General features: G+C 60.8%; 24 protein-coding genes. 11 read left to right on the top strand and 13 right to left on the bottom strand.

Translation table 11 applies throughout. The annotated features are described in order from the left end of the window. Positions 1 to 100 precede the first annotated feature (100 nt). Positions 101 to 328 carry an AbrB/MazE/SpoVT family DNA-binding domain-containing protein gene (locus BW970_RS18710; protein WP_009503866.1) on the top strand — a complete coding sequence of 76 codons (228 nt, stop codon included), beginning with the start codon at positions 101 to 103 and terminating at the stop codon, positions 326 to 328. Further along, complete coding sequence (locus tag BW970_RS18705) at positions 318 to 713, top strand: PIN domain-containing protein (RefSeq protein WP_009503865.1); 396 nt, start codon at positions 318 to 320, stop codon at positions 711 to 713. The genes BW970_RS18710 and BW970_RS18705 overlap by 11 nt, the downstream gene beginning before the upstream one ends. A gap of 78 nt (positions 714 to 791) precedes the next feature. Here BW970_RS18705 and BW970_RS18700 read toward each other — a convergent pair whose 3' ends face one another. Further along, complete coding sequence (locus tag BW970_RS18700) at positions 792 to 1,676, bottom strand: recombinase family protein (protein ID WP_009503864.1); 885 nt, start codon at positions 1,674 to 1,676, stop codon at positions 792 to 794. Between the two features lie 226 nt (positions 1,677 to 1,902). On the opposite strand from BW970_RS18700, the gene BW970_RS18695 reads away from it, so the two are divergent. After that, complete coding sequence (locus tag BW970_RS18695) at positions 1,903 to 2,982, top strand: hypothetical protein (RefSeq protein WP_040182667.1); 1,080 nt, start codon at positions 1,903 to 1,905, stop codon at positions 2,980 to 2,982. Positions 2,983 to 3,262: 280 nt separating this feature from the next. Here BW970_RS18695 and BW970_RS20640 read toward each other — a convergent pair whose 3' ends face one another. Beyond that, positions 3,263 to 3,457, bottom strand: coding sequence for a hypothetical protein (locus BW970_RS20640; protein WP_123618725.1), 195 nt, complete (start codon positions 3,455 to 3,457; stop codon positions 3,263 to 3,265). Between the two features lie 103 nt (positions 3,458 to 3,560). Here BW970_RS20640 and BW970_RS18690 point away from each other — a divergent pair, with 103 nt between their 5' ends. Further along, on the top strand, positions 3,561 to 4,223 hold the full coding sequence (locus BW970_RS18690; RefSeq protein WP_027238623.1) for a L,D-transpeptidase: 663 nt from the start codon (positions 3,561 to 3,563) through the stop codon (positions 4,221 to 4,223). A 48-nt stretch (positions 4,224 to 4,271) separates the two neighbouring features. Here BW970_RS18690 and BW970_RS18685 read toward each other — a convergent pair whose 3' ends face one another. Then, complete coding sequence (locus BW970_RS18685; RefSeq protein WP_040182668.1) at positions 4,272 to 4,556, bottom strand: hypothetical protein; 285 nt, start codon at positions 4,554 to 4,556, stop codon at positions 4,272 to 4,274. A gap of 182 nt (positions 4,557 to 4,738) precedes the next feature. Here BW970_RS18685 and BW970_RS18680 point away from each other — a divergent pair, with 182 nt between their 5' ends. Both BW970_RS18680 and BW970_RS18675 read left to right on the top strand, forming a co-directional pair. Further along, entirely contained in the window at positions 4,739 to 7,093 is a 2,355-nt protein-coding gene (locus tag BW970_RS18680) for a heavy metal translocating P-type ATPase (protein WP_076534275.1), read from the top strand. A 63-nt stretch (positions 7,094 to 7,156) separates the two neighbouring features. Then, the gene (locus BW970_RS18675) at positions 7,157 to 7,669 is read left to right on the top strand and encodes a L,D-transpeptidase family protein (RefSeq protein WP_036783996.1); all 513 of its coding nucleotides are present in this window, start codon (positions 7,157 to 7,159) and stop codon (positions 7,667 to 7,669) included. Here BW970_RS18675 and lnt read toward each other — a convergent pair. From lnt to BW970_RS18625, 10 genes are read right to left on the bottom strand one after another with little or no spacing between them, the layout of a single operon-like run. Continuing rightward, complete coding sequence (gene lnt, locus BW970_RS18670; protein WP_197540520.1) at positions 7,650 to 9,173, bottom strand: apolipoprotein N-acyltransferase; 1,524 nt, start codon at positions 9,171 to 9,173, stop codon at positions 7,650 to 7,652. The two genes, BW970_RS18675 and lnt, sit on opposite strands and share 20 nt — an antisense overlap. Before the next feature lie 50 nt (positions 9,174 to 9,223). Continuing rightward, positions 9,224 to 9,682 (bottom strand): signal peptidase II, encoded by a 459-nt coding sequence (lspA, locus tag BW970_RS18665; RefSeq protein WP_027238628.1) that lies wholly within the window; start codon positions 9,680 to 9,682, stop codon positions 9,224 to 9,226. 28 nt (positions 9,683 to 9,710) lie between these two features. After that, complete coding sequence (locus BW970_RS18660) at positions 9,711 to 10,493, bottom strand: ZIP family metal transporter (RefSeq protein WP_027238629.1); 783 nt, start codon at positions 10,491 to 10,493, stop codon at positions 9,711 to 9,713. A gap of 12 nt (positions 10,494 to 10,505) precedes the next feature. Then, complete coding sequence (locus BW970_RS18655) at positions 10,506 to 10,961, bottom strand: DUF411 domain-containing protein (protein ID WP_009807976.1); 456 nt, start codon at positions 10,959 to 10,961, stop codon at positions 10,506 to 10,508. 3 nt (positions 10,962 to 10,964) lie between these two features. After that, a complete protein-coding gene (locus tag BW970_RS18650) occupies positions 10,965 to 12,338 on the bottom strand; it encodes a M23 family metallopeptidase (protein ID WP_040182544.1) in 1,374 nt (457 codons plus the stop codon). Beyond that, a complete protein-coding gene (locus tag BW970_RS18645; RefSeq protein ID WP_009807978.1) occupies positions 12,335 to 12,961 on the bottom strand; it encodes an SCO family protein in 627 nt (208 codons plus the stop codon). Before BW970_RS18645 ends, BW970_RS18650 begins: the two co-directional genes overlap by 4 nt. Further along, complete coding sequence (locus tag BW970_RS18640; protein WP_027238631.1) at positions 12,961 to 13,428, bottom strand: copper chaperone PCu(A)C; 468 nt, start codon at positions 13,426 to 13,428, stop codon at positions 12,961 to 12,963. The genes BW970_RS18645 and BW970_RS18640 overlap by 1 nt, the downstream gene beginning before the upstream one ends. A 23-nt stretch (positions 13,429 to 13,451) precedes the next feature. Beyond that, positions 13,452 to 14,111, bottom strand: coding sequence for a DsbA family protein (locus BW970_RS18635; RefSeq protein ID WP_027238632.1), 660 nt, complete (start codon positions 14,109 to 14,111; stop codon positions 13,452 to 13,454). After that, positions 14,108 to 14,530: a disulfide bond formation protein B gene (locus BW970_RS18630; RefSeq protein WP_009807981.1), complete on the bottom strand. Its 423-nt coding sequence runs from the start codon at positions 14,528 to 14,530 to the stop codon at positions 14,108 to 14,110. Before BW970_RS18630 ends, BW970_RS18635 begins: the two co-directional genes overlap by 4 nt. A 5-nt stretch (positions 14,531 to 14,535) precedes the next feature. Continuing rightward, the gene (locus tag BW970_RS18625; RefSeq protein ID WP_232617642.1) at positions 14,536 to 15,138 is read right to left on the bottom strand and encodes an SCO family protein; all 603 of its coding nucleotides are present in this window, start codon (positions 15,136 to 15,138) and stop codon (positions 14,536 to 14,538) included. A 171-nt stretch (positions 15,139 to 15,309) separates the two neighbouring features. Here BW970_RS18625 and BW970_RS18620 point away from each other — a divergent pair, with 171 nt between their 5' ends. The 5 genes from BW970_RS18620 to BW970_RS18600 all read left to right on the top strand — a co-directional run. Further along, the gene (locus BW970_RS18620) at positions 15,310 to 15,738 is read left to right on the top strand and encodes a MerR family transcriptional regulator (protein ID WP_027238634.1); all 429 of its coding nucleotides are present in this window, start codon (positions 15,310 to 15,312) and stop codon (positions 15,736 to 15,738) included. 1 nt (position 15,739) lies between these two features. Then, the gene (locus BW970_RS18615; protein WP_027238635.1) at positions 15,740 to 16,057 is read left to right on the top strand and encodes a YnfA family protein; all 318 of its coding nucleotides are present in this window, start codon (positions 15,740 to 15,742) and stop codon (positions 16,055 to 16,057) included. 207 nt (positions 16,058 to 16,264) lie between these two features. Further along, on the top strand, positions 16,265 to 16,864 hold the full coding sequence (locus tag BW970_RS18610; RefSeq protein WP_027238636.1) for a cation efflux transmembrane domain-containing protein: 600 nt from the start codon (positions 16,265 to 16,267) through the stop codon (positions 16,862 to 16,864). A gap of 95 nt (positions 16,865 to 16,959) precedes the next feature. Further along, positions 16,960 to 17,715: a transglutaminase-like domain-containing protein gene (locus BW970_RS18605; protein WP_027240784.1), complete on the top strand. Its 756-nt coding sequence runs from the start codon at positions 16,960 to 16,962 to the stop codon at positions 17,713 to 17,715. Continuing rightward, positions 17,705 to 18,085: cation diffusion facilitator family transporter (locus tag BW970_RS18600; RefSeq protein ID WP_144039024.1), on the top strand; the 381-nt coding region annotated here is incomplete at its 3' end. The genes BW970_RS18605 and BW970_RS18600, both read left to right, overlap by 11 nt.

Genomic DNA, 18,085 nt, shown 5'->3' with positions numbered 1-18,085 from the left:
CGCTGCGTCATGCACAAGAGTAGCTAGGGTTTGCGGCAGGCTTGTCTTAGGAACCTTTCGGATATACATTACAAGACGTATATCCGCATGGGAGGTCACGATGCAGGTCGCAAAATGGGGTAACTCGCTGGCCGTCCGTTTGCCCGCGGAGCTCGTCCGAGAGCTTGGTCTCAAGGAGGGTGATCAGATCGACCTGGTCAAGGACGACGGTCGGGTCAGAGTCCGTCGCCTTGCTCGTGCGGATGAGGTACTTACCGGCCTGCGCCGCTTCCGGGGCAAGTTGTCCGCAGCAGAACGTCTGAGCCGCGACGACGCACATGAGCGCTGAGTTCGCGGACACGAATGTCGTTCTTTACCTGCTCGACGATGGCCCAAAGGCCGATCGCGCCGAGGTCATCCTGGGGCAGGGGCCCCGGATCAGCGTTCAGGTTCTAAACGAGTCACTGGTGAACTGCCGCCGCAAAGCTGGCCTCGGTTGGGAGGAAGCAGCGGCCTTTCTCGAAGGCGTGCGCGCCTTGTGTCCCGTCGAAGATCTCTCCGTGCAGACCCATGACGTCGGCCGCGCTTTGGCGGAACGCTACGGCTTCTCGATCTACGACGCGATGATCGTGGCCAGCGCTTTGGTTGCGGGGTGTACCACGCTGTGGAGCGAGGACATGCAAGATGGCCTGCTGGTGGAAGGCCAGCTTCGCATCGTCAACCCCTTTGCATGAGCGGACGGCTTCTGTGCCTGAAACTGACCACAACCTTGTAATCCTTCCCTGTAGTGGAGGATTTGCAAGGTTGTTAGGCTACTCAAGCAGCCCCAGCCTCTCCGCCCGCTCCAACAGCATCTTGACTGACGACGGCTGCCATCTCGTTCGGCCACGTGGTGTGCGTTCGCGCATAGATTCCAGCCGTTCACAGATCGCCTGGAGCGTAATGCCGGGATCCGCGCCCTTGATGGCGGCGACGATGGCGGGCAGGCGGTCGTCGGTTTCGCGGCGGCCGGCGCGGGCCAAAACTGTCTCGGGCAGGAAGCCGTCGCGGACATAGGCCTTCACGGCGCGCAAGAGACGGCTTTGGGTCCAGCGACGCGCCTCGGGCAAGGGGCCGTTGATGATGCGCACCACGTCTTCCCAGGCCAAGTCGGGGCGCAACCGGCGCACATGGGGCACCCAATCTTGTGCCGTTTCGTTCAGACGCTCCATGTAGCCGTCCTGTCGCGCTAGCCGCACCTTGCGAAGAGCGGCAGGGTCTTTGGCCCGCAGTCCAGGGTTTCCGCCCACGCGGCCCTTTGTGCGCGCACTGGCGAGGCCGGCCTTGGTGCGCTCCCGGATCAGGGCGCGCTCGAACTCGGCCGCAGCGCCCAAGACCTGCAGCGTGAACTTGCCCTGCGGGGATCCAGTGTCGATCGGGTCCTGGATCGAGCGAAAGAACGCACCCCTGGCCTCCAGCCGCTCGATCACTTCCAGCAGATGCGACAGAGACCGCGCAAGCCGGTCGATCCTCACGACGACCAGCGTATCGTCACTCTGGATGCGTTCGAGCACACGCCCAAGCACCGGCCGCGCGCGATTGCCGCCTGAGGCGTGCTCTTCATAGATTTCGGCGCAACCCGCAGATTTCAGGGCCTGCGACTGGGGCAGGGGGGTTTGATCCTCTGTGGATACGCGCGCATAGCCTATCAATGGCATCAAAACAGTCTTTTTGCAGTTTCATATAGCGCCAATAAACGACCGTTTGTAAACGAATGCAACCGCTCTCTCTGTGGTGCTGCTCATCAAAAACCCCTTGGATTCCATACGCTGAGCGCGATCAGAGAAATCTCGCAGACCACCGAGCGCGCGTGCTATATAAGGTATGCAGGCGCACTCTGACAAAACACTTTGGTAAAATGCAAAAGTGCCGTATTTTGCACATATGAAGCCTCAAGTTTCCACGCAGTATGATATTTTTGACGACCCTCTAGTGGATGCGGAGGGGCTCGAAGAGGCGTCTGAGGACGACCTGTGGTTCCTGCCCGGTCCGATGGAAGTGGAGCCGGAATATCTGCCGCCCGGACCGAGGGCAGAGCTGCGTGAAACCGCAGTCCTCGACGATTGGCGGAAGGCAGAGGCAGGCAATGCCGCCCATCTCGCCCGTGTGGCTGGCCGGATTGGCGCACTGGATGACCGTCTGCACCGTGGTCCGGAGGGCTGGCGGCACAGGCTCGCGCTGATGGAGGCGGCAGACCTCAGCTGGTTTGCAGGCGACCGAATTGGCCCGGATCGGCTGGCGCTCTGGATATCCATGCGCTTGTCCGGCGTGCAGGACGACACCGCAGCGCTCGCGCGTGTCGGATGGGCAGTGCGGCGTCTGACAGGCGGTCCCGGCCCAGGGGTGGACCTGTCCGCTTTCCTCGATCGCCGTGACCCCGAAAACATGGCGGATGAAGCCGAGCCCTTTGCGGATCGCGCGGGCGGTTGGCTTGACCTGATGGCGCAAGCCGCCGACCTGCACCCGATCACACGCGCCTGCATGGGGTTTCACCTCTGGAGCCTTGCGGGCCTCGGGCAACAGGGCGACCGGATGGAAGCGGCGGTTACCGCCGCACGCATTGCCGCCAGCGAAGGCCCGAGTTCGAATGGGGGGGCCATCTTTGCGCCTCTGGCTACACGCGGGGCAGGGGGGCTGCGCGCCAGTGGCCCATCGGCTGAGCGCTTAGAGCGTTGGCTCGAGGGAATGGAAACAGCATGCCTGACAGCAATGCGACACCTCGACGATATCCAGGCATGGTCAGCTCGGGCGGAAACCATGATGGCCCCGCTCTCTGGCAAGACACCACCAGCATTGCGCGCCGTGCTGGCCGAATGGCCCCTCGTCTCCGCCCCAATGGCCGAGACCCTGACCGGTGCCAGCCGCGCCGCCGTCCAGCGCAACCTCGTCTGGATGGAAGCGCGGGGTTTGATCTGCGAAGTGACCGGGCAGGGCCGGTTCCGGATGTGGCGCACCACGACCTAAGAGATGAGCGTCATCGCTCGGTATCCTGACGGGTGCGTGCCAGTCGGCCAAAGTTCCGGTAGGAGGAGGCAAAGCCCGCCGGAACCTTGGCAATCAAGGTGCTCGAATTTGGAGATACTCCTCGCCAGTGCGCAAGGCCGCTGTGGCCGGCGCTTCCGTGCGGTTGTGCCTTCACCATCTATGATGACTGGTGAAGGCGGCGAGCAAGACGCCCGGTATTTTGGACACTGCGCGGCCCTGTTTGTCGTTGCTGCTTTGCCTGCCCCCGTCACCGTGCAAGTCAAAGTTCACCACACTGCCGTTCGCTGCTCAGGCGAAGCGGGCGATATGGCCTTCCTCCATAGCCAGCTTCGACAGGATCTGACTCTGCAGCAACCGTGGTCTCGGGAACAGGCCGGGTCAGGCTGGGCGGCGCGCCGATCTTTTCGTAGTAGCGGATGGTAAATTGCGGATCACAAGGATCGTGTGTTTTCACGAAAATATGTCCTTGAACCTCTAGCCACTAGAAGTCCTATCTAATCAAAGTGAACAGATACCGTTCTTGCCATAGATTCTGGTGGGAACCGAAAGGGTAAGACATGCTGACAAGACGACACTTCATTCAAACAACAACGGCGCTATTCTCCGCGTCTGTTTCCAGCCCCCTGTTGGCCGATACCTGGCCCGCCGAGGCACAGAAGGCTGAATGGGACGCGCAAGTCACGCCGCCCGGATTCGATCCGGCCACGTCAAACCCTTGGGGCCTACACCCGCGCTTTTTGCCCCAGCGCGTGGTCGCGAAACCCGGACTCGTGCCAGGAGACATCCATGTCGATGCGGTCGCGCGGTATCTCTATCATATCGAGGAGAGCGGGACCGCAATGCGCTACGGTGTGGCCATTGCCCGGGGCAACCTATATGAGCCTGGGGTCTACACGATCAAACGCAAGGTGAGGTGGCCGCATTGGACACCGACCCAGAACATGATCGAGCGGGATCCGGAAAACGCACGATGGGCCGACGGGATGGAACCCGGCCCCGAAAACGCTTTGGGATCACGAGCCATCTATCTGTACGTCGGAGACCGCGACACTTATCTTCGAATACACGGCACGCCCTATCCGAGAAGTATCGGCGGTCGAGCCAGTTCGGGTTGCGTGCGGATGGTCATGGCTCACATTAACGAACTTTATCCCAACGTTGAGATCGAATCGACGGCACATTTGTACTCGGCGGAGGACAGTGTCACCGCGCGAAGTTGAGTGTGGTGCGTAGGTCTGAGGCGCGTTGATCCAACGTGTGGCGCGTCCTCAAGCTTCGCGTGCCACGCAGATCGGATTACCGTTCGCCGTGCGCAACGGCAGCAGCGTCGTTTCGACCGGCCCGCTATGTTCGTACCAATAGCAGCCGTCTTCCGGCACGAGGCGCGCGGTTGCAACATCCTGATCCGGAGCAGCCATCGCAACCACAGCTTCGGGAACGTTGCCCGTCTGGTCTGCCGTGTCGTTCGGCCCTGTCGGCTGGATGGCGCATCCTGTCGTGAGCAAAAGCGCCACCGCAACCATCATTTTTTGCTTCAGCATCAAAACCTGCATCGAGTTTCCTTTCCTTTCTGTTTTTCTTAGTATCGGCCCTTTATGCCTCACGCCGTGATTGAGGCTGTCGTCGGACCGTCTAGCAAGAAAACAAACGGAAATACCACCGAACTTTTCTCTTGAAGCTCTAGCTACTGTAGGGGCTATGTCATGACAAAGCACCCGAATCCAGAGGTCCGTTCATGCCGTCCGACACCCACCGCCACGATCACGATCACGCCGAAGATGCCCAGGCAAGCGGCGGCAGTTGCTGTGGTAGCGCCGGAACGTGCGGCGACATCGCACCGACGACGCCCGCCCCAACCGGCGGGCGCAGTTTTCAGGTGTCCGGCCTCGATTGCGCCGAGGAGGTCGCGATCTTGAATAAGGTAATCGGCCCGCAGATCGGCGGGGCCGAGCATCTCGCGTTCGATGTGATCAACGGGAGGATGACCATTCTCGACAGCGCAAAGAGTGTATCGGACGACGAAGTTGCGGAACTTGTCGCGAGCACCGGCATGACCGCGAAGCCGTGGAATGCCGAGAACGCGTCGGTCGACCAAGCGGCCCATCTTGCACGACAGCGGCTGTTTACGGCTCTCAGCGGCGGCTTCTGGGCGGCGGGTTTTCTCTGGCACATCGTCGAGACAGGTATGGGCGGGGCGCTCGGCCTCTTCGCGGGGCACGGCGAAGCGCCGATGCCGCTGGCCGAGGCAGGGCTTTTTGCAGTTGCTATCCTATTCGGCGTTTGGCTTGTGGCACCGAAGGCATGGTCGTCCGCACGTCGGCTGTCGCCCGACATGAACCTGCTGATGGTTGTCGCAGTCGCCGGAGCCATCGGGCTCGGTGAATTCTTCGAGGCAGCGACAGTGGCTTTTTTCTTTTCGCTGTCCCTCTTTCTCGAAAGCTGGAGCGTTGGGCGCGCGCGGAACGCGGTGTCGGCGCTCCTGGATCTTGCGCCACCCACCGCGCGCGTGATCCGCGATGACGGAAGCGAGACCGACATGCCGGCGGCGCAAGTCGCCGTAGGCTCAAGCTTTATTGTACGCGGTGGCGACCGTATCCCGCTCGACGGCCTGGTGACGGGTGGCGCGGGCGCGGTCGACCAGGCGCCGATCACCGGCGAAAGTGCTTTGATACCCAAAGAGACCGGAGACGAGGTCTATGCGGGCACGATCAACGGCGAAGGTACACTAACGGTGCGCGCCACGAAGGCCGCCTCGGATACCGTCTTGGCCAAGATCATCCGCATGGTCGGCGACGCTCATGCCCGCCGCGCGCCCGTGGAACAGTGGGTGGCAAAGTTCGCCCGCATCTACACGCCTATCGTCATGGCTCTCGCCGTCGCAATTGCGCTACTGCCGCCGCTTATCTTCGGCGGAGCCTGGGATTACTGGTTCTACAATGCCCTCGTGCTGCTGGTGATCGCTTGCCCATGTGCTCTGGTCATCTCGACCCCTGTCTCCATCGTCGCAGCGCTCACCGCTTCGGCGCGGGCGGGCGTCCTCATCAAGGGCGGTGCCTATGTAGAGGCGCCGGGCAGGACGACGGCGCTGGCCATGGACAAGACCGGCACAATCACCATGGGCCAGCCGGAAGTGGCGGCGGTGCACCCGCTGGGCGGGGCTTCAGCGCAAGATCTGATGACCCTCGCCGCAGGACTGGAGGCACGTTCGTCGCACCCTTTGGCGCGTGCCATTCTCGCGCGGGCGGAGGCCGACGGCGTCAAGGTGTCCGCCGCAGAGGATACCCGCACCATTCCCGGCAGGGGACTTGAAGGACGCACTGACGGACGGTCGATCTGGCTGGGGTCGGACCGGTTTGCCGAGGAGAAGGGTTTCGGCGACGCCATTCCGAAGGATCTGCGGGAGCGGATCGAAGGCGCCGGCAGCACCCTTGTCGCTGTCGGCGATGAATCCGGTGTGACGGGCATTCTTGAACTGCGCGATCGCATCCGCCCTGATGCCAAGGGCATCGTGGCGCAACTTCACGCGCAGGGCGTGAAGACCATCGTCATGCTGACCGGTGACAACGAGCGAACAGCGCGCGCCGTTGCCGCCGAGGTCGGTATCGACGAGGTGCGCGCTGAGCTTCTGCCCGAAGACAAGGTGACAGCCATCGAAGACCTGGTCAAAACTCACGACATGGTTGCCATGATCGGCGACGGGGTGAACGATGCACCCGCAATGGCGCGCGCGCATTATGCCATCGCGATGGGTGCGGTTGGTTCTGACGCGGCAATCGAGACGGCGGACATTGCCCTTATGACCGACGACCTCGGCAAGGTGCCTTGGCTGATCGGTCATTCGCGCCGGACAATGTCGATTATCCATCAGAACATCGGTATTTCCTTGGCGACCAAGGGAGTTTTCGTTGTCGCTACCGCGTTCGGAATGGCATCGATGTGGGGCGCTATTGCAGCCGACGTGGGTGTGTCATTGCTGGTGGTGGCGAACGCCCTGCGCCTGCTCAACAGCCAAGAGGCCAAGGCACCGCCGTCCGGTGGCGAGCAGGTTGGGCCACAGATCGCAAAGGCCGCGCTTGCCCACGGACATTGATCACGCGGCATTTGCAAGGTAACATTATTTCCATATCAGACCTCACGAAAGAGGCATCGAGCAGTGAAAACCATCCGATTTCCCCGCCGCGCCGTCCTGTTGGGTGGCTTAGCGGCCTTTTTGTCGGGCTGTGCCGGCAAGTTCCGCAGCTATGACGGACCCGAAGTGACGCGACTTCGGCTCTACAAGGGACAGCGTTTGCTTGTTCTCGACGGATCCGATCGCGTGCTGCAAACCTATCCGATCGGGCTGGGCTTCGCTCCTCAGGGTCACAAGCAATTCGAGGGAGACGGTCGGACCCCGGAGGGCACCTACATAGTCGATAAGCGCAACCCTGAAAGTACGTATCATCTTTCAGTTGGCATCTCTTATCCGAATGAGGCCGACATCGCCTTTGCCGAAGCGCAGGGCCTTTCCCCCGGCGGCGACATCTTCATCCATGGTGGTCCACGCCCCGGCATCGACCCGACGGACATCCGCGACTGGACAGCTGGCTGCATCGCGGTCACAGATCGGCAGATCGAGGACATCTATGCAATGGTGAAGGACGGAACGCCTATCCACATCTATGCATGACGGTCTTTCTCATGCGGCGGTAGTTAGCCGTCGCATTGGCCGCCAGAGCCCAGCTCCACGAAGCCAAGATGAGCGCCAGCAACATCCAGTCCCCAAAAAGCGCATATGGCGTAGGCGGCCGCGCAGAGGGAAGATCAGCGTCGACTATGCCCCTTTCCCCGGTATCGAGCCGCGCAACGATCTCTCCGTTCGCGTCGATGACGGCAGAGATGCCCGTATTCGCGGCTCGGATGACAGGAAGGCCTTCCTCTACGGCGCGCATACGTGCGGAAGCCAGATGCTGCTCGGGTCCGATGCTGGTTCCAAACCAGGCATCGTTTGTCGCGTTAAAAATCCAGTCGGGTCGGAACAGGTCGTCGACCACATGGCCTGGGAAGATGATCTCATAGCAGATCGCCACGGCGACCAGCGGCACACCCGGAAGCGCAAGCGTTCGCAGGCCCGGTCCAGGCGTAAAATCGCCCAGCCCCGCTGTCAGCCGCTCGATCGGCAACCAGCCGCGGAATGGAGTGTATTCGCCAAAGGGCACGAGATGGTGTTTCGCGTATCCGGTCAGGATCTCACTGTTATCGTCAAAAGCCTGGACGGTGTTGAAATATCGGGTGCCATCCTCACTCGGTACACGGTCCGGCACTCCGGTGAGCAGCACGCTGCCGTCCGGAAGCGCAGCCGCGATACGGGATCGCGCCTGGGCATCCTCATCGAGGAAACCGGGAAAGGCAGTTTCCGGCCAGAGAAGAACGTCGAAATCGCCGGGCTGGGTTGAAAGCTCGATATAGCGCGCGAAGGTCGCCTCGCGGTTCTCGGGCGCCCATTTCTCCTCTTGGGGTACGTTGCCCTGAACGATGCGCAGGTCGACATCCGGTGGCTGTGGTGCATCCGACTGGAGGCGAAGCGTGCCGATGGCCCACATCGTTACGATGCCGGCCAGCGGCATGAGCGAGATGATCAATCGTTGTCGCCCGACCGCCATGAGAGCCGCGCCGGGGAGTGCCGCTACGAACACGGTGAGAAAGCTTAGCCCATAACTTCCCACCCAGGCGGCGGGCTGGCGAAGGGCGGCGTAATCAACAAGAGCGTAGCCGGCGAGGTTCCACGGAAAACCTGTCAGAACGTGACCGCGCAACCACTCGGCCGCGGTCCATGAGGTCGCGAACAGGAGGCAGGCCAGGAGACTGCCCATGGCTCCGCGCCGCGCGATTTCGACGAAGAGCACGGCGGCAATGGCCGGGAAAATCGCGAGACCTGCGGACAATCCCGCGACGGCCGGGATCGCCAGCGCCCCGAAACGCTCGGCCTCGACGTAGAAACTTTCCGCGATCCACGAAATCCCGAAACCGAACTGGCCGAGACCAAACGCCCAGCCGACGAGAAAAGCACGCCCGAAGGAGAGGTCGCGAAGACCGACAAACAACGCAGAATAGGCAACGGGAACAAGCAGGAGAATCGAGAAAGGCGGGAAGGTTAGAACGGTCAGCGCCCCGGCGGCGAAACCAAGCGTCATCCGCGAGAGCAGACGTTTGCGCAGAGCGAAGCAGTTCAGAATTACCGGCTTCACGACTTGATCGGACGCCGCGCACTGATCCAGGGTGCGGCGAGCAAGAGCCCCACGCCACTGACGACAAACACATCGGCCATGTTGAAGGCAGGCCAATGCGTTGAGTTGATGTAGAAATCCAGGAAGTCCGTTACAGCCCGATACCGCACACGATCAAAGACATTGCCCAAGGCCCCACCGATGATCGCTCCGTAAGCGAGCGTTTCAACCGCATTTTCGGCGCGAAACAGCATAACCCCCAGCCAGCCGCAGATGGCAAGAGCGAGAGCTATGAGGCTCCACCATGGTGCGCCGCCAAGTAGTCCGAAAGTGACGCCATCATTGCGATAAAAGACAAGGTTAAAACCTGGAAACACGGCGATTCCAGTGCTTAAGGAGGCCGCATTCGCCACAACAATGGCTTTTGTGATCTGATCGATTACGAAAGCGGTAAGCGCCGCAAAAATACCGATCACCGGAGATAGTTTATGCACTGGCATTGCGTCACCCCAACCAAACATCGAGAAAAAGCATCAAAACGAGCCCGACGGCCAAGCCGAGCGTTGCCTTGTTCTGATGGCCGCTGCGATGGGTTTCGGGGATGATTTCGTGGCTGATGACATAGAGCATGGCGCCTGCGGCAAAGGCCAAGCCCCATGGCAGCAGCGGTTCCGACAGTGTGATGATGCCCGCCCCGAGCAAACCGCCAATCGGCTCGACCATGCCCGTTAGCGCGGCGATGCCCCATGCGCGCAGCTTCGGATATCCTTCGCCCAACAGGGATACCGCGACGGCCAGCCCTTCAGGCGCATTCTGAAGTCCGATGCCGATAGCGAGTGGCAGACCGCCCTCCATACCTCCGGAACCGAAGCCAACTCCGACCGCGAGGCCTTCGGGGAAGTTGTGGATCGTGATCGCGATGATGAACAGCCAGACCCGCCGTAAGGACGCCGCTTCGGGCCCTTCGCGTCCCGTTCTGAAATGCTCGTGCGGCAGCCTTTCATTCATCAATGCAACGGCCCCCATGCCCAAAAGGATCGAGACGCAAACGATGGCCGCAGGCATCGCGCCGTTTTCGAACATCGGCTCCGCCGCATCCAATGCCGGGATGATCAGAGAAAAGAACGAGGCTGAGAGCATGACGCCGGCAGCGAAGCCGAGCGACAGATCGCGCGTCGCCCGCGACGGGATGCGCCCGAACAGCACGGGAATTGCTCCGACTGCCGTGAGCGATCCGGCGGCAAGGCTTCCGAGAAAGCCGAGCATTATCGGAGACAGGTTTTCCATAAGCGGGCCAGATTATCCTTCGGCGTAGCTTGAAAAGACTTCGGTCGACCCGTCCTCGCGGATGAGGAAGACATCATAAGCTTCACGGTTTTCTTCCGGCCCCATGCCGGGCGAGCCATAGGGCATTCCCGGAACGGCGAGGCCGACGGCGTCCGGGCGTTCCTCAAGAAGGCGGCGGATATCAGCGGCCGGGACATGGCCTTCAATCACGTAGCCCTCTATGAGCGCGGTATGGCAGGAGACCATGCGCTGCGGCACGCCGTTGTCGAGCTTGAAACGAACCAGCGACCCGCCAAACATGTTCTCGCCCGTCGGCGCGAATCCGTTTTCCTCGAGATGGTTCATCCAGGACAGGCAGCAGCCGCATCCGTTGGTCTTGCGGACGTCTATCGCTGTTGCCTCTGCGAGGGCCTGGGCCGCCGGGAACAGGGCGAGCGCGATGGTCAGAGCTTGGGTCATGCGTTTCATGGGTCAGAGCCTTTCGGTTGTCGTCTGGGCAATTTCGCTGTCAAGGTTTTCAGTCAGAAGCGCGCGCGCCTCGGTCAGACGCAACAGCGCGGCGGTATCATCCACCTCTTTCTCTGCGGCTTCTGCGAGCCGGTCGTCAGAGAGAGGGTCAGTCGGACGCCCATCTACGAGGACTTCGTAGTGCAGGTTGGGACCTGTCGCTGTGCCGGTTGCGCCAACGCGGCCGATCACATCTCCCGCCGCCACGCGTTGGCCCTGTGATAGGCCCTCCGGCACGGCGCTGAGATGCGCGTAGCGCGTCATGGTCTCGGAGCCGTGGGAGATTTCGACCACGCGTCCATAGCCGCCTCGCCAGCCGATGAAGCTGACCCGGCCCGGTGCCGTCGTCCGTACCGGCGTCCCGCTTGCCGCGGCAAAATCGACGCCGGTGTGCATCCGGACGTTTCCGTAGACCGGATGTGTGCGGCGCCCGAACACCGAGCTGAGGCGCGCGCCCTCGACCGGCTGTGCAAAGACGCGAAGCACCTCGCCATCGACGTAGATCGTCGCCTGACCGCTGCCGTCGTCCGGCCAAACGATCTCGTAAAGCGAATCGCCGATTTCCAGTGCGGCGAAGGCGAGGTCCGGCTGTCCGATCTTGTCATCGCCGACGCGCGTCTCGCGCCAGAGAAGCCTTAGTGTCTCGCCTCCAGCCATCTCACGGCGGAAATCCACGGTTCCACCCAGCATTTGCGCAAGGTCCACGGCAAATCGGGCGGGGATGCCGGCATTGTCGAGTGCCGCGAAGATCGAGGTGTCGATCACGGCCTCCCCAGCAAGGGTTACGATCTCCGGATCCGGCGCCACGACCTGCGTGGACACCTGCTCGCCAAAAAGCACCTCGATCCGCACCCCGTCCTCGACGGCGAGCGAGACGGTGCGGGGGCTGCCATCCATAGTCGAAACAACAGTGACCGAATTCCCCGGCCGCAACCGTCGCAGATCGTATTCCGCGCCAAGCGCAAGGGCGACTTCCGCCCGGTCGGCTCCCGCAAGACCGGCTTCGGAAAGCAAGGAGTCGAGCGTTTCACCAGAAGATATGTCGCGAGACCAAGTCAACAGGGGCGGTTCGATCGCCTGCATCGGCCTGTCAACAACAGCGGCCTGCAGCAGGGGCAAGGGGCCGAGGCGGGGTGTATCTTCCGCCCACGCCGTAGCTGGCAGCGACAACGGAATATCCAGGCTCCGGGGAGCTTCAGGACGCTGGGGCATCCAGCTACCTGCCTGGGCAAGTTCTGGCGGCACGGGTTCTTTCGACAGAACATCGAAGAATGCGATAGCCGCCCCCGAAACGGTCCCCGCAAGCGCGACACCTGCCGCAAAAGTTCTGAGCCTCATGTCGCTCCCTCCGTTTCTTCTTCCAACGCGCGGCGGATCTTCGGTACCGCGAATTCCCTCGGTTCATGATAGTCAATCATGGTGACGAACCGTCCAGCGGCACCGAACAGGAAGACGCTGGCCGTGTGGTTCATCGTGTAGTCGCCGCCTTCCGTGGGCACCCGCTCGTAGGCAGCGCGGAAGCCGTCCGCGATGCGCGCAATCTGCCCCTCCGGTCCCGTCCAGCCGCGGATCGCTGGGTGGAAATAACTGACATATTCTGCCATCGCCTCGACGGTATCGCGCTCGGGATCGACCGTGATGAAAACCACGTTCAGCTGTTTGGCTTCGTCTCCTAAATCGTCGAGCCAACCTGAAATGTCCGAGAGCGTGGTCGGGCAGACATCGGGGCAGTAAGTGAAACCGAAGAACGCCATCGTCGGTCGCCCGATCAGGGTTTCCGGCCCGACCTCGTTGCCTTCATGGTCAGTCAGGCGGAAATCCATCTCGGTCAGAGCCATAGGCCGCTGCTCAATAGGTTCGGGCGCACCGGGTCCGTCGACCCGCCACCAACCGACGAAGAGCGTCAAGGCAATTGCACCGGCACCGGCCGCGCCGTATCCTGCGATCGTCCTTCGTCGCATTAGTCTTCCGGTCCGCGTGCGGCGATGCCAAGGATCGGCACCTCGACTGTCACCTCGCCCCCGTCGACAAAAAGTAGGGTCAGCGGAAAGGTTTCCCCTTCCGTCATGGGTTGTTGTAGCCGCATCAACATCGCGTGGAGGCCGCCCGGCTCAAGCGCGACGCTCTCGCCCGGGGCGATCGCGATCTCACCTGCCGCGCTCATGGAACTCACACCTTCGGCATTGGTCTTCGTCTCGTGGATCTCGGGCATCATCGCGAGGGGTGTTGAAAGACCAATCAGCGTCACCGGCTCGTCGCCAGTGTTGCGGATCGTCATGTAGACGGCCCCGGGGCGGTTCATCCCTATGGAGGCGCGGGACCAGGCGCTTTCGACGACGACATCCACGGGTCCGGCTAGTGCGGGTACTGAGAGCCCTCCAAAGGTCAAGAGCGCGGCCAGTGTGCCCGTCATAATAATCTTTTTCATCGTTTTGGTCCTGCCTTTTCCATTCAGCTTTGCACGGCGGCAACTTCCGCGGCCACTAATCGACGCAGTTCTGCCTCCCCGAATGGATCGAGCGACTTGCCGTTTACAAAGAAAGTAGGAGTCTGGCGAACTCCCACGGTTTCGACGTCCGCACGATCCTGATTCAGGATCGCAACGACATCCGGTGCCAGCATTTGCGTGCGCGCGGCCTCTGCATCGAGTCCGGCAGTGGCGGCGATCTGGAGGATCAGACCGGGCTCAGGCGCGCCGTGCGACGCCCATCTCGGCTGATCCCGCAGAACGGCTTCGAGCACCGGCTCGTAAACGCCTTGCATGCGTGCTGCCTCGAGCACGCGGATCGCTTCCTCGGATGCCTCGCCATGAAACGCGGTGTAGCGGACAACGACGCGGACGGCATCTCCATGCTGTGCCATGATGTCCTTCACGATCGGATGGAAGGCGCGGCAAGCCTCGCAGGCCGGGTCAAAGAATTCGACAATCGTGACGGGCGCGTCGGCAGGTCCGAGGATGGGCGAGTAAGAGCGGATCATCGCGTCCGCGAGTTCCGGCGCAACGGTTTTTGCTTCGGCCGCGGGGCCGGGGCGAGTCGCGTACCAAGTGGCTCCGCCGAAACCGGCAACGCCGAGGGCGAGAACGGACAGGATTAAGCCGCGTCGATTCATGTTTGTGTTTCCTTCAATGAAAGTGCCGACAGGAACCCGATCAGTGCGAAGGCGACCAGCGCCATCAGCGGGATCGGAATGCCGAAGACCAATTGGTTATCATCGGTGCAAGAGGGGCCGGTGGCCGTGCAGGGCTGGATGCGTTCGGGGATCAGGCCCGCGTAGAGGCCCATGTGCCACAGGGCGACCACGCCACCACCAAGCGCCAGAGCGATGCCATAGCGCCCGACGCTGCCGTCTCGCCACCAAAGGCCGAGGCCGAGAATGATCGCGAGCGGGAACATGAAGGCGCGCTGGAACCAGCACAGCACGCAGGGTGTCTGCCCCATCACTTCGCCGATGAAAAGTACAGCAAGCGAGGCGACGAGGGCAACGATCCATGCCAGCCCGAGGGCGGTTTCTGCGGGTACGCGGTTCATGTCGGTCAGATCCTCTCTTCCAGATCGGCGAGAATCTCTTCAGCGGACGTGCCATAGGGCCATGAGTCTGCAAAGCCTGCCTCGGGATCGAATAGAAACAGATGTGACGTGTGGCCCATTGTGTAGCCATCCGGAGCTGTAGCCTCTTCGATGCGTTCAAAGAAGATCGGAAACGTTTCGGATGTAGCGGCGATCTGTTCGGGCGTACCTGTCAGCCCGATGATGTTCGCATCGAACAGCGGAACGAATTCGGCGAGTGCCATGGGCGTGTCCCGTTCGGGGTCGATGGTTATGAAAATCGGCTGGACCCTCGCGGCATTGTCGCCCAGACCGTCCATCACCGCCGCGACCTCAGACAGTGTCGTCGGGCAGACATCGGGGCAGTTGCTGAAGCCGAAAAATACCAACATCCAACGCCCCGAAAAGTCTTCTTCCGTGCGAACCACACCTTGGTGGTCCGTCAATTCGAATGCAGCGACAAACGCTGGATCGTTGTCGGTTCGGGCGCGGTCAGCGCGATAGTCCGACCAGAGCAAAAGCCATACGAAGGCAAGCGACGCGACGCCTGCCAAAACCCAAAGAAATTTCTGTGCCGATGTAAGGGACAAACCTGCGCGCCTGATTTTGATTCTTGATTATTGTCGCGTTTACATCCTCTAGCTACTAGAGGTTCAAGCGCGAAATCACGTTGTGGCTTAAACTCACGCGTCTGTGAATCCGGCACTTGTCTATTGAGGCGGCAAAACCTACACAGACTGTAACTTTTCATGGAGGCGAAGATGCTCACGATCGGCACTCTGTCAAAGAAGACCGGCACAAAGGTGCAGACCATTCGGTACTACGAGCAGATCGGGCTCATGCCCGAACCTGGCCGGACTGAAGGCGGACAGAGGCGCTATGACAATGCACAGCTCGACCGACTGTCCTTCATCCGCCATTCGCGACAACTCGGCTTCTCGCTTGATGCGATCCGCGAGCTGCTCGACCTCAGCGACCAGCCCAATCGGCCCTGCGAAGAAGTCGACGCGATTGCGCGTCGCCAGCTAAAGCAGGTGGAGCAGCGCATGGCCCGTCTGAAGGCGCTGCGCACCGAACTGAAACGCATGGTTCACGAATGCAGCGGTGGACGTACCGCCGATTGCAAGGTGCTTGAGGTGTTGCGGGATCATTCCGAATGTTTGACCGAACACGACGAGATCGGTGCCTGAGATGCCTGCCGCGCTTGCCTATCCGCTTGCGGCCTTGGCCGAGATCGCCGGGTGTTTCGCGATCTGGAGTTGGTGGCGCCTCGGCGCATCCGCGGCCTGGCTCGTACCCGGTATTGTAGCCTTGGTGGTATTCGGGTGGCTTCTGGCGCAAGTCGAAACGGTTGCTGCGGGCCGCGCGTTTGCCGCCTATGGCGGAGTCTACATTGCGGCTTCGATACTGTGGATGTGGCTTGCAGAGGGTCACAGACCGGACAGGTGGGATACGCTTGGCACAGCCGTTTGCTTGCTCGGCGCAGCTATAATACTGGCCGCGCCATGAACCAATTGAACTTTATGGTTTGAACTTGAAACCGTCTCAAATCGCGATCTCATCGCCCCATAAAAAGGGCTATACTCTACTTTGGTTGAGACGCCTGACTGACAGCTCCCGGCGGTCGTAAATGGAACTGACCATTATTAATCAATCCGGAACTCTGATCTGCCCGAGAGGTTGAAGGATCATAGTCGACCAAGCGGAATGGGAAGTATGACTGCAGGAAAAGGAGCAAGCGAAAGACGCACCCTTTGGATTGTTCTCGGTCTAAACGTGGGTCTTGCCATGGCCTTTTTTGCGACCGGGGCCTTCGGGGATTCCAGTGCCCTGATCGCAAACGGGCTCGACAACCTTTCAGACAGCTTGGTCTACGCAATCAGTCTGTTTGCATTGTCGCGGTCTGCGAAATGGAAACGTGGTGCGGCGAATGTCTCGGGCTGCTTGCTGATCGTGTTCGCCATCGGGATCCTTTATGATGCTTGGCGCCGCTATGTCGGTGGGTCGGATCCCCTTGGCACCGTTATGATCGTCATGGCGCTGAGCGCGGCGGCCATCAACTCAGTTTGTGTCTGGTTGCTCGCTCGGCTCAAAGATCCGGACGTCAACATCCGCGCGGCCAATACTTTCAGCTGGAACGACTTTGCGGCAAACCTCGGAATCGTGGTCGCAGGTGGCCTCGTTGCCTGGCTGGGAACGAACTGGCCCGACCTAGTCGTCGGTGTGATTATCGCCGGGATCGCGGCCTGGGGCGGCGTCAATATCCTACGCGACGCACACGGTGAACACCACAAAGCAGTTCACACGGACAAGTAGTTGCGAGAGATCGTTTCTAAAAGAAGGGGTTGAAGCTGCAGTAACTATAGAGACTAGTCTGTTCCAAGACGATTCGAGGAGCGACTCCGTTGCAGATAACCAACCCCCTACTTGCACCCACCAAACTACTGGATTTTGATGCCGCGCCTCTTGCGCATCTAATAGAGAGCCGCAGCTGGCGCGACTTATCCGAATACGATCGGATCGGAGCTGCCTATGATTTCGTTCGAAATGAAATCTCGTTCGGATACAATCGAGCTGACGACATCCCCGCATCCGAGGTACTTTCCGACGGCTACGGGCAGTGCAATACGAAAGGCACGCTCTTAATGGCGCTGCTGCGTGGTGTTGGCGTTCGTTGCCGGTTGCATGGGTTTACGATCCACAAAGGCTTGCAGCGCGGTGTTGTCCCAGAGTTGGTGTATCCGCTTGCTCCAGAGGAAATTCTCCATTCGTGGGTAGAGATCGAATTTCAAGGGGCCTGGATCAACCTTGAAGGCTTCATCCTGGATGACGCTTTCTTCGAAGTCCTGCAAAGATCGTTCTCGGACACGGACAGTCTCTGCGGTTATGGCGCGGGCACAGATTGCCTTGGCGCACCTCCCGTCGCCTGGAACGGAGAAGATACCTACATTCAGAAAACCGGCATCGTGCAAGATTTCGGCGTGTACGATACGCCCGACGCCTTCTATTTGTCCCATGAGCAATCCTTTGGAAGGCTGCGTGGTGCCCTTTACCGTCATATAATACGCCACTGGATGAATGCGCGCGTACGTGGTTTCCGCAGCGGCCGCCTGAAGACTGACCGACGCGCGACACACGCGCATGAGGAGCCTGCCAATGCCGCATGATCACGGGCACGCGAATATCGATCCGAATTCTGGGGATCGACGGGTTGCGATCGCGATCTGGGCGAATGGGCTACTTACTGTTGCGCAAATCGTCGGGGGCATATTGTCGGGCAGTCTAGCACTTATCGCCGATGCGCTGCACAACTTTTCCGATATGGCCTCGCTTGTCATTGCCTTCGCCGCGCGCAAGATCGCGCGCCGCCCGGCCGATGAGCGCATGACTTTCGGCTATGGCCGGGTCGAAATCGTCGCTGCCCTGATCAACTACACCACCCTGATCGTGATCGGCTTCTACCTGATCTACGAAGGTGGCATGCGCATGATTGATCCACCCGAAGTCATGGGGTGGACCGTCGTCATTCTCGGTGGA

The sequence above is a fragment of the Gemmobacter megaterium genome, assembly GCF_900156815.1.
Taxonomy (GTDB): domain Bacteria; phylum Pseudomonadota; class Alphaproteobacteria; order Rhodobacterales; family Rhodobacteraceae; genus Wagnerdoeblera; species Wagnerdoeblera megaterium.
Note: the sequence above shows the minus strand (reverse complement) of the source record. Positions and strands in the feature narration are given on the sequence as shown.

Excerpts from the sequence above, each read along its gene's own strand:
- BW970_RS18710 (WP_009503866.1), top strand. The coding sequence starts at position 101 with ATGCAGGTCGCAAAATGGGGTAACTCGCTGGCCGTCCGTTTGCCCGCG.
- BW970_RS18705 (WP_009503865.1), top strand. The coding sequence starts at position 318 with ATGAGCGCTGAGTTCGCGGACACGAATGTCGTTCTTTACCTGCTCGAC.
- BW970_RS18700 (WP_009503864.1), bottom strand. The coding sequence starts at position 1,676 with ATGCCATTGATAGGCTATGCGCGCGTATCCACAGAGGATCAAACCCCC.
- BW970_RS18695 (WP_040182667.1), top strand. The coding sequence starts at position 1,903 with ATGAAGCCTCAAGTTTCCACGCAGTATGATATTTTTGACGACCCTCTA.
- BW970_RS18690 (WP_027238623.1), top strand. The coding sequence starts at position 3,561 with ATGCTGACAAGACGACACTTCATTCAAACAACAACGGCGCTATTCTCC.
- BW970_RS18685 (WP_040182668.1), bottom strand. The coding sequence starts at position 4,556 with ATGCAGGTTTTGATGCTGAAGCAAAAAATGATGGTTGCGGTGGCGCTT.
- BW970_RS18680 (WP_076534275.1), top strand. The coding sequence starts at position 4,739 with ATGCCGTCCGACACCCACCGCCACGATCACGATCACGCCGAAGATGCC.
- lnt (WP_197540520.1), bottom strand. The coding sequence starts at position 9,173 with ATGACGCTTGGTTTCGCCGCCGGGGCGCTGACCGTTCTAACCTTCCCG.
- BW970_RS18660 (WP_027238629.1), bottom strand. The coding sequence starts at position 10,493 with ATGGAAAACCTGTCTCCGATAATGCTCGGCTTTCTCGGAAGCCTTGCC.
- BW970_RS18655 (WP_009807976.1), bottom strand. The coding sequence starts at position 10,961 with ATGAAACGCATGACCCAAGCTCTGACCATCGCGCTCGCCCTGTTCCCG.
- BW970_RS18650 (WP_040182544.1), bottom strand. The coding sequence starts at position 12,338 with ATGAGGCTCAGAACTTTTGCGGCAGGTGTCGCGCTTGCGGGGACCGTT.
- BW970_RS18645 (WP_009807978.1), bottom strand. The coding sequence starts at position 12,961 with ATGCGACGAAGGACGATCGCAGGATACGGCGCGGCCGGTGCCGGTGCA.
- BW970_RS18640 (WP_027238631.1), bottom strand. The coding sequence starts at position 13,428 with ATGAAAAAGATTATTATGACGGGCACACTGGCCGCGCTCTTGACCTTT.
- BW970_RS18635 (WP_027238632.1), bottom strand. The coding sequence starts at position 14,111 with ATGAATCGACGCGGCTTAATCCTGTCCGTTCTCGCCCTCGGCGTTGCC.
- BW970_RS18630 (WP_009807981.1), bottom strand. The coding sequence starts at position 14,530 with ATGAACCGCGTACCCGCAGAAACCGCCCTCGGGCTGGCATGGATCGTT.
- BW970_RS18620 (WP_027238634.1), top strand. The coding sequence starts at position 15,310 with ATGCTCACGATCGGCACTCTGTCAAAGAAGACCGGCACAAAGGTGCAG.
- BW970_RS18615 (WP_027238635.1), top strand. The coding sequence starts at position 15,740 with ATGCCTGCCGCGCTTGCCTATCCGCTTGCGGCCTTGGCCGAGATCGCC.
- BW970_RS18610 (WP_027238636.1), top strand. The coding sequence starts at position 16,265 with ATGACTGCAGGAAAAGGAGCAAGCGAAAGACGCACCCTTTGGATTGTT.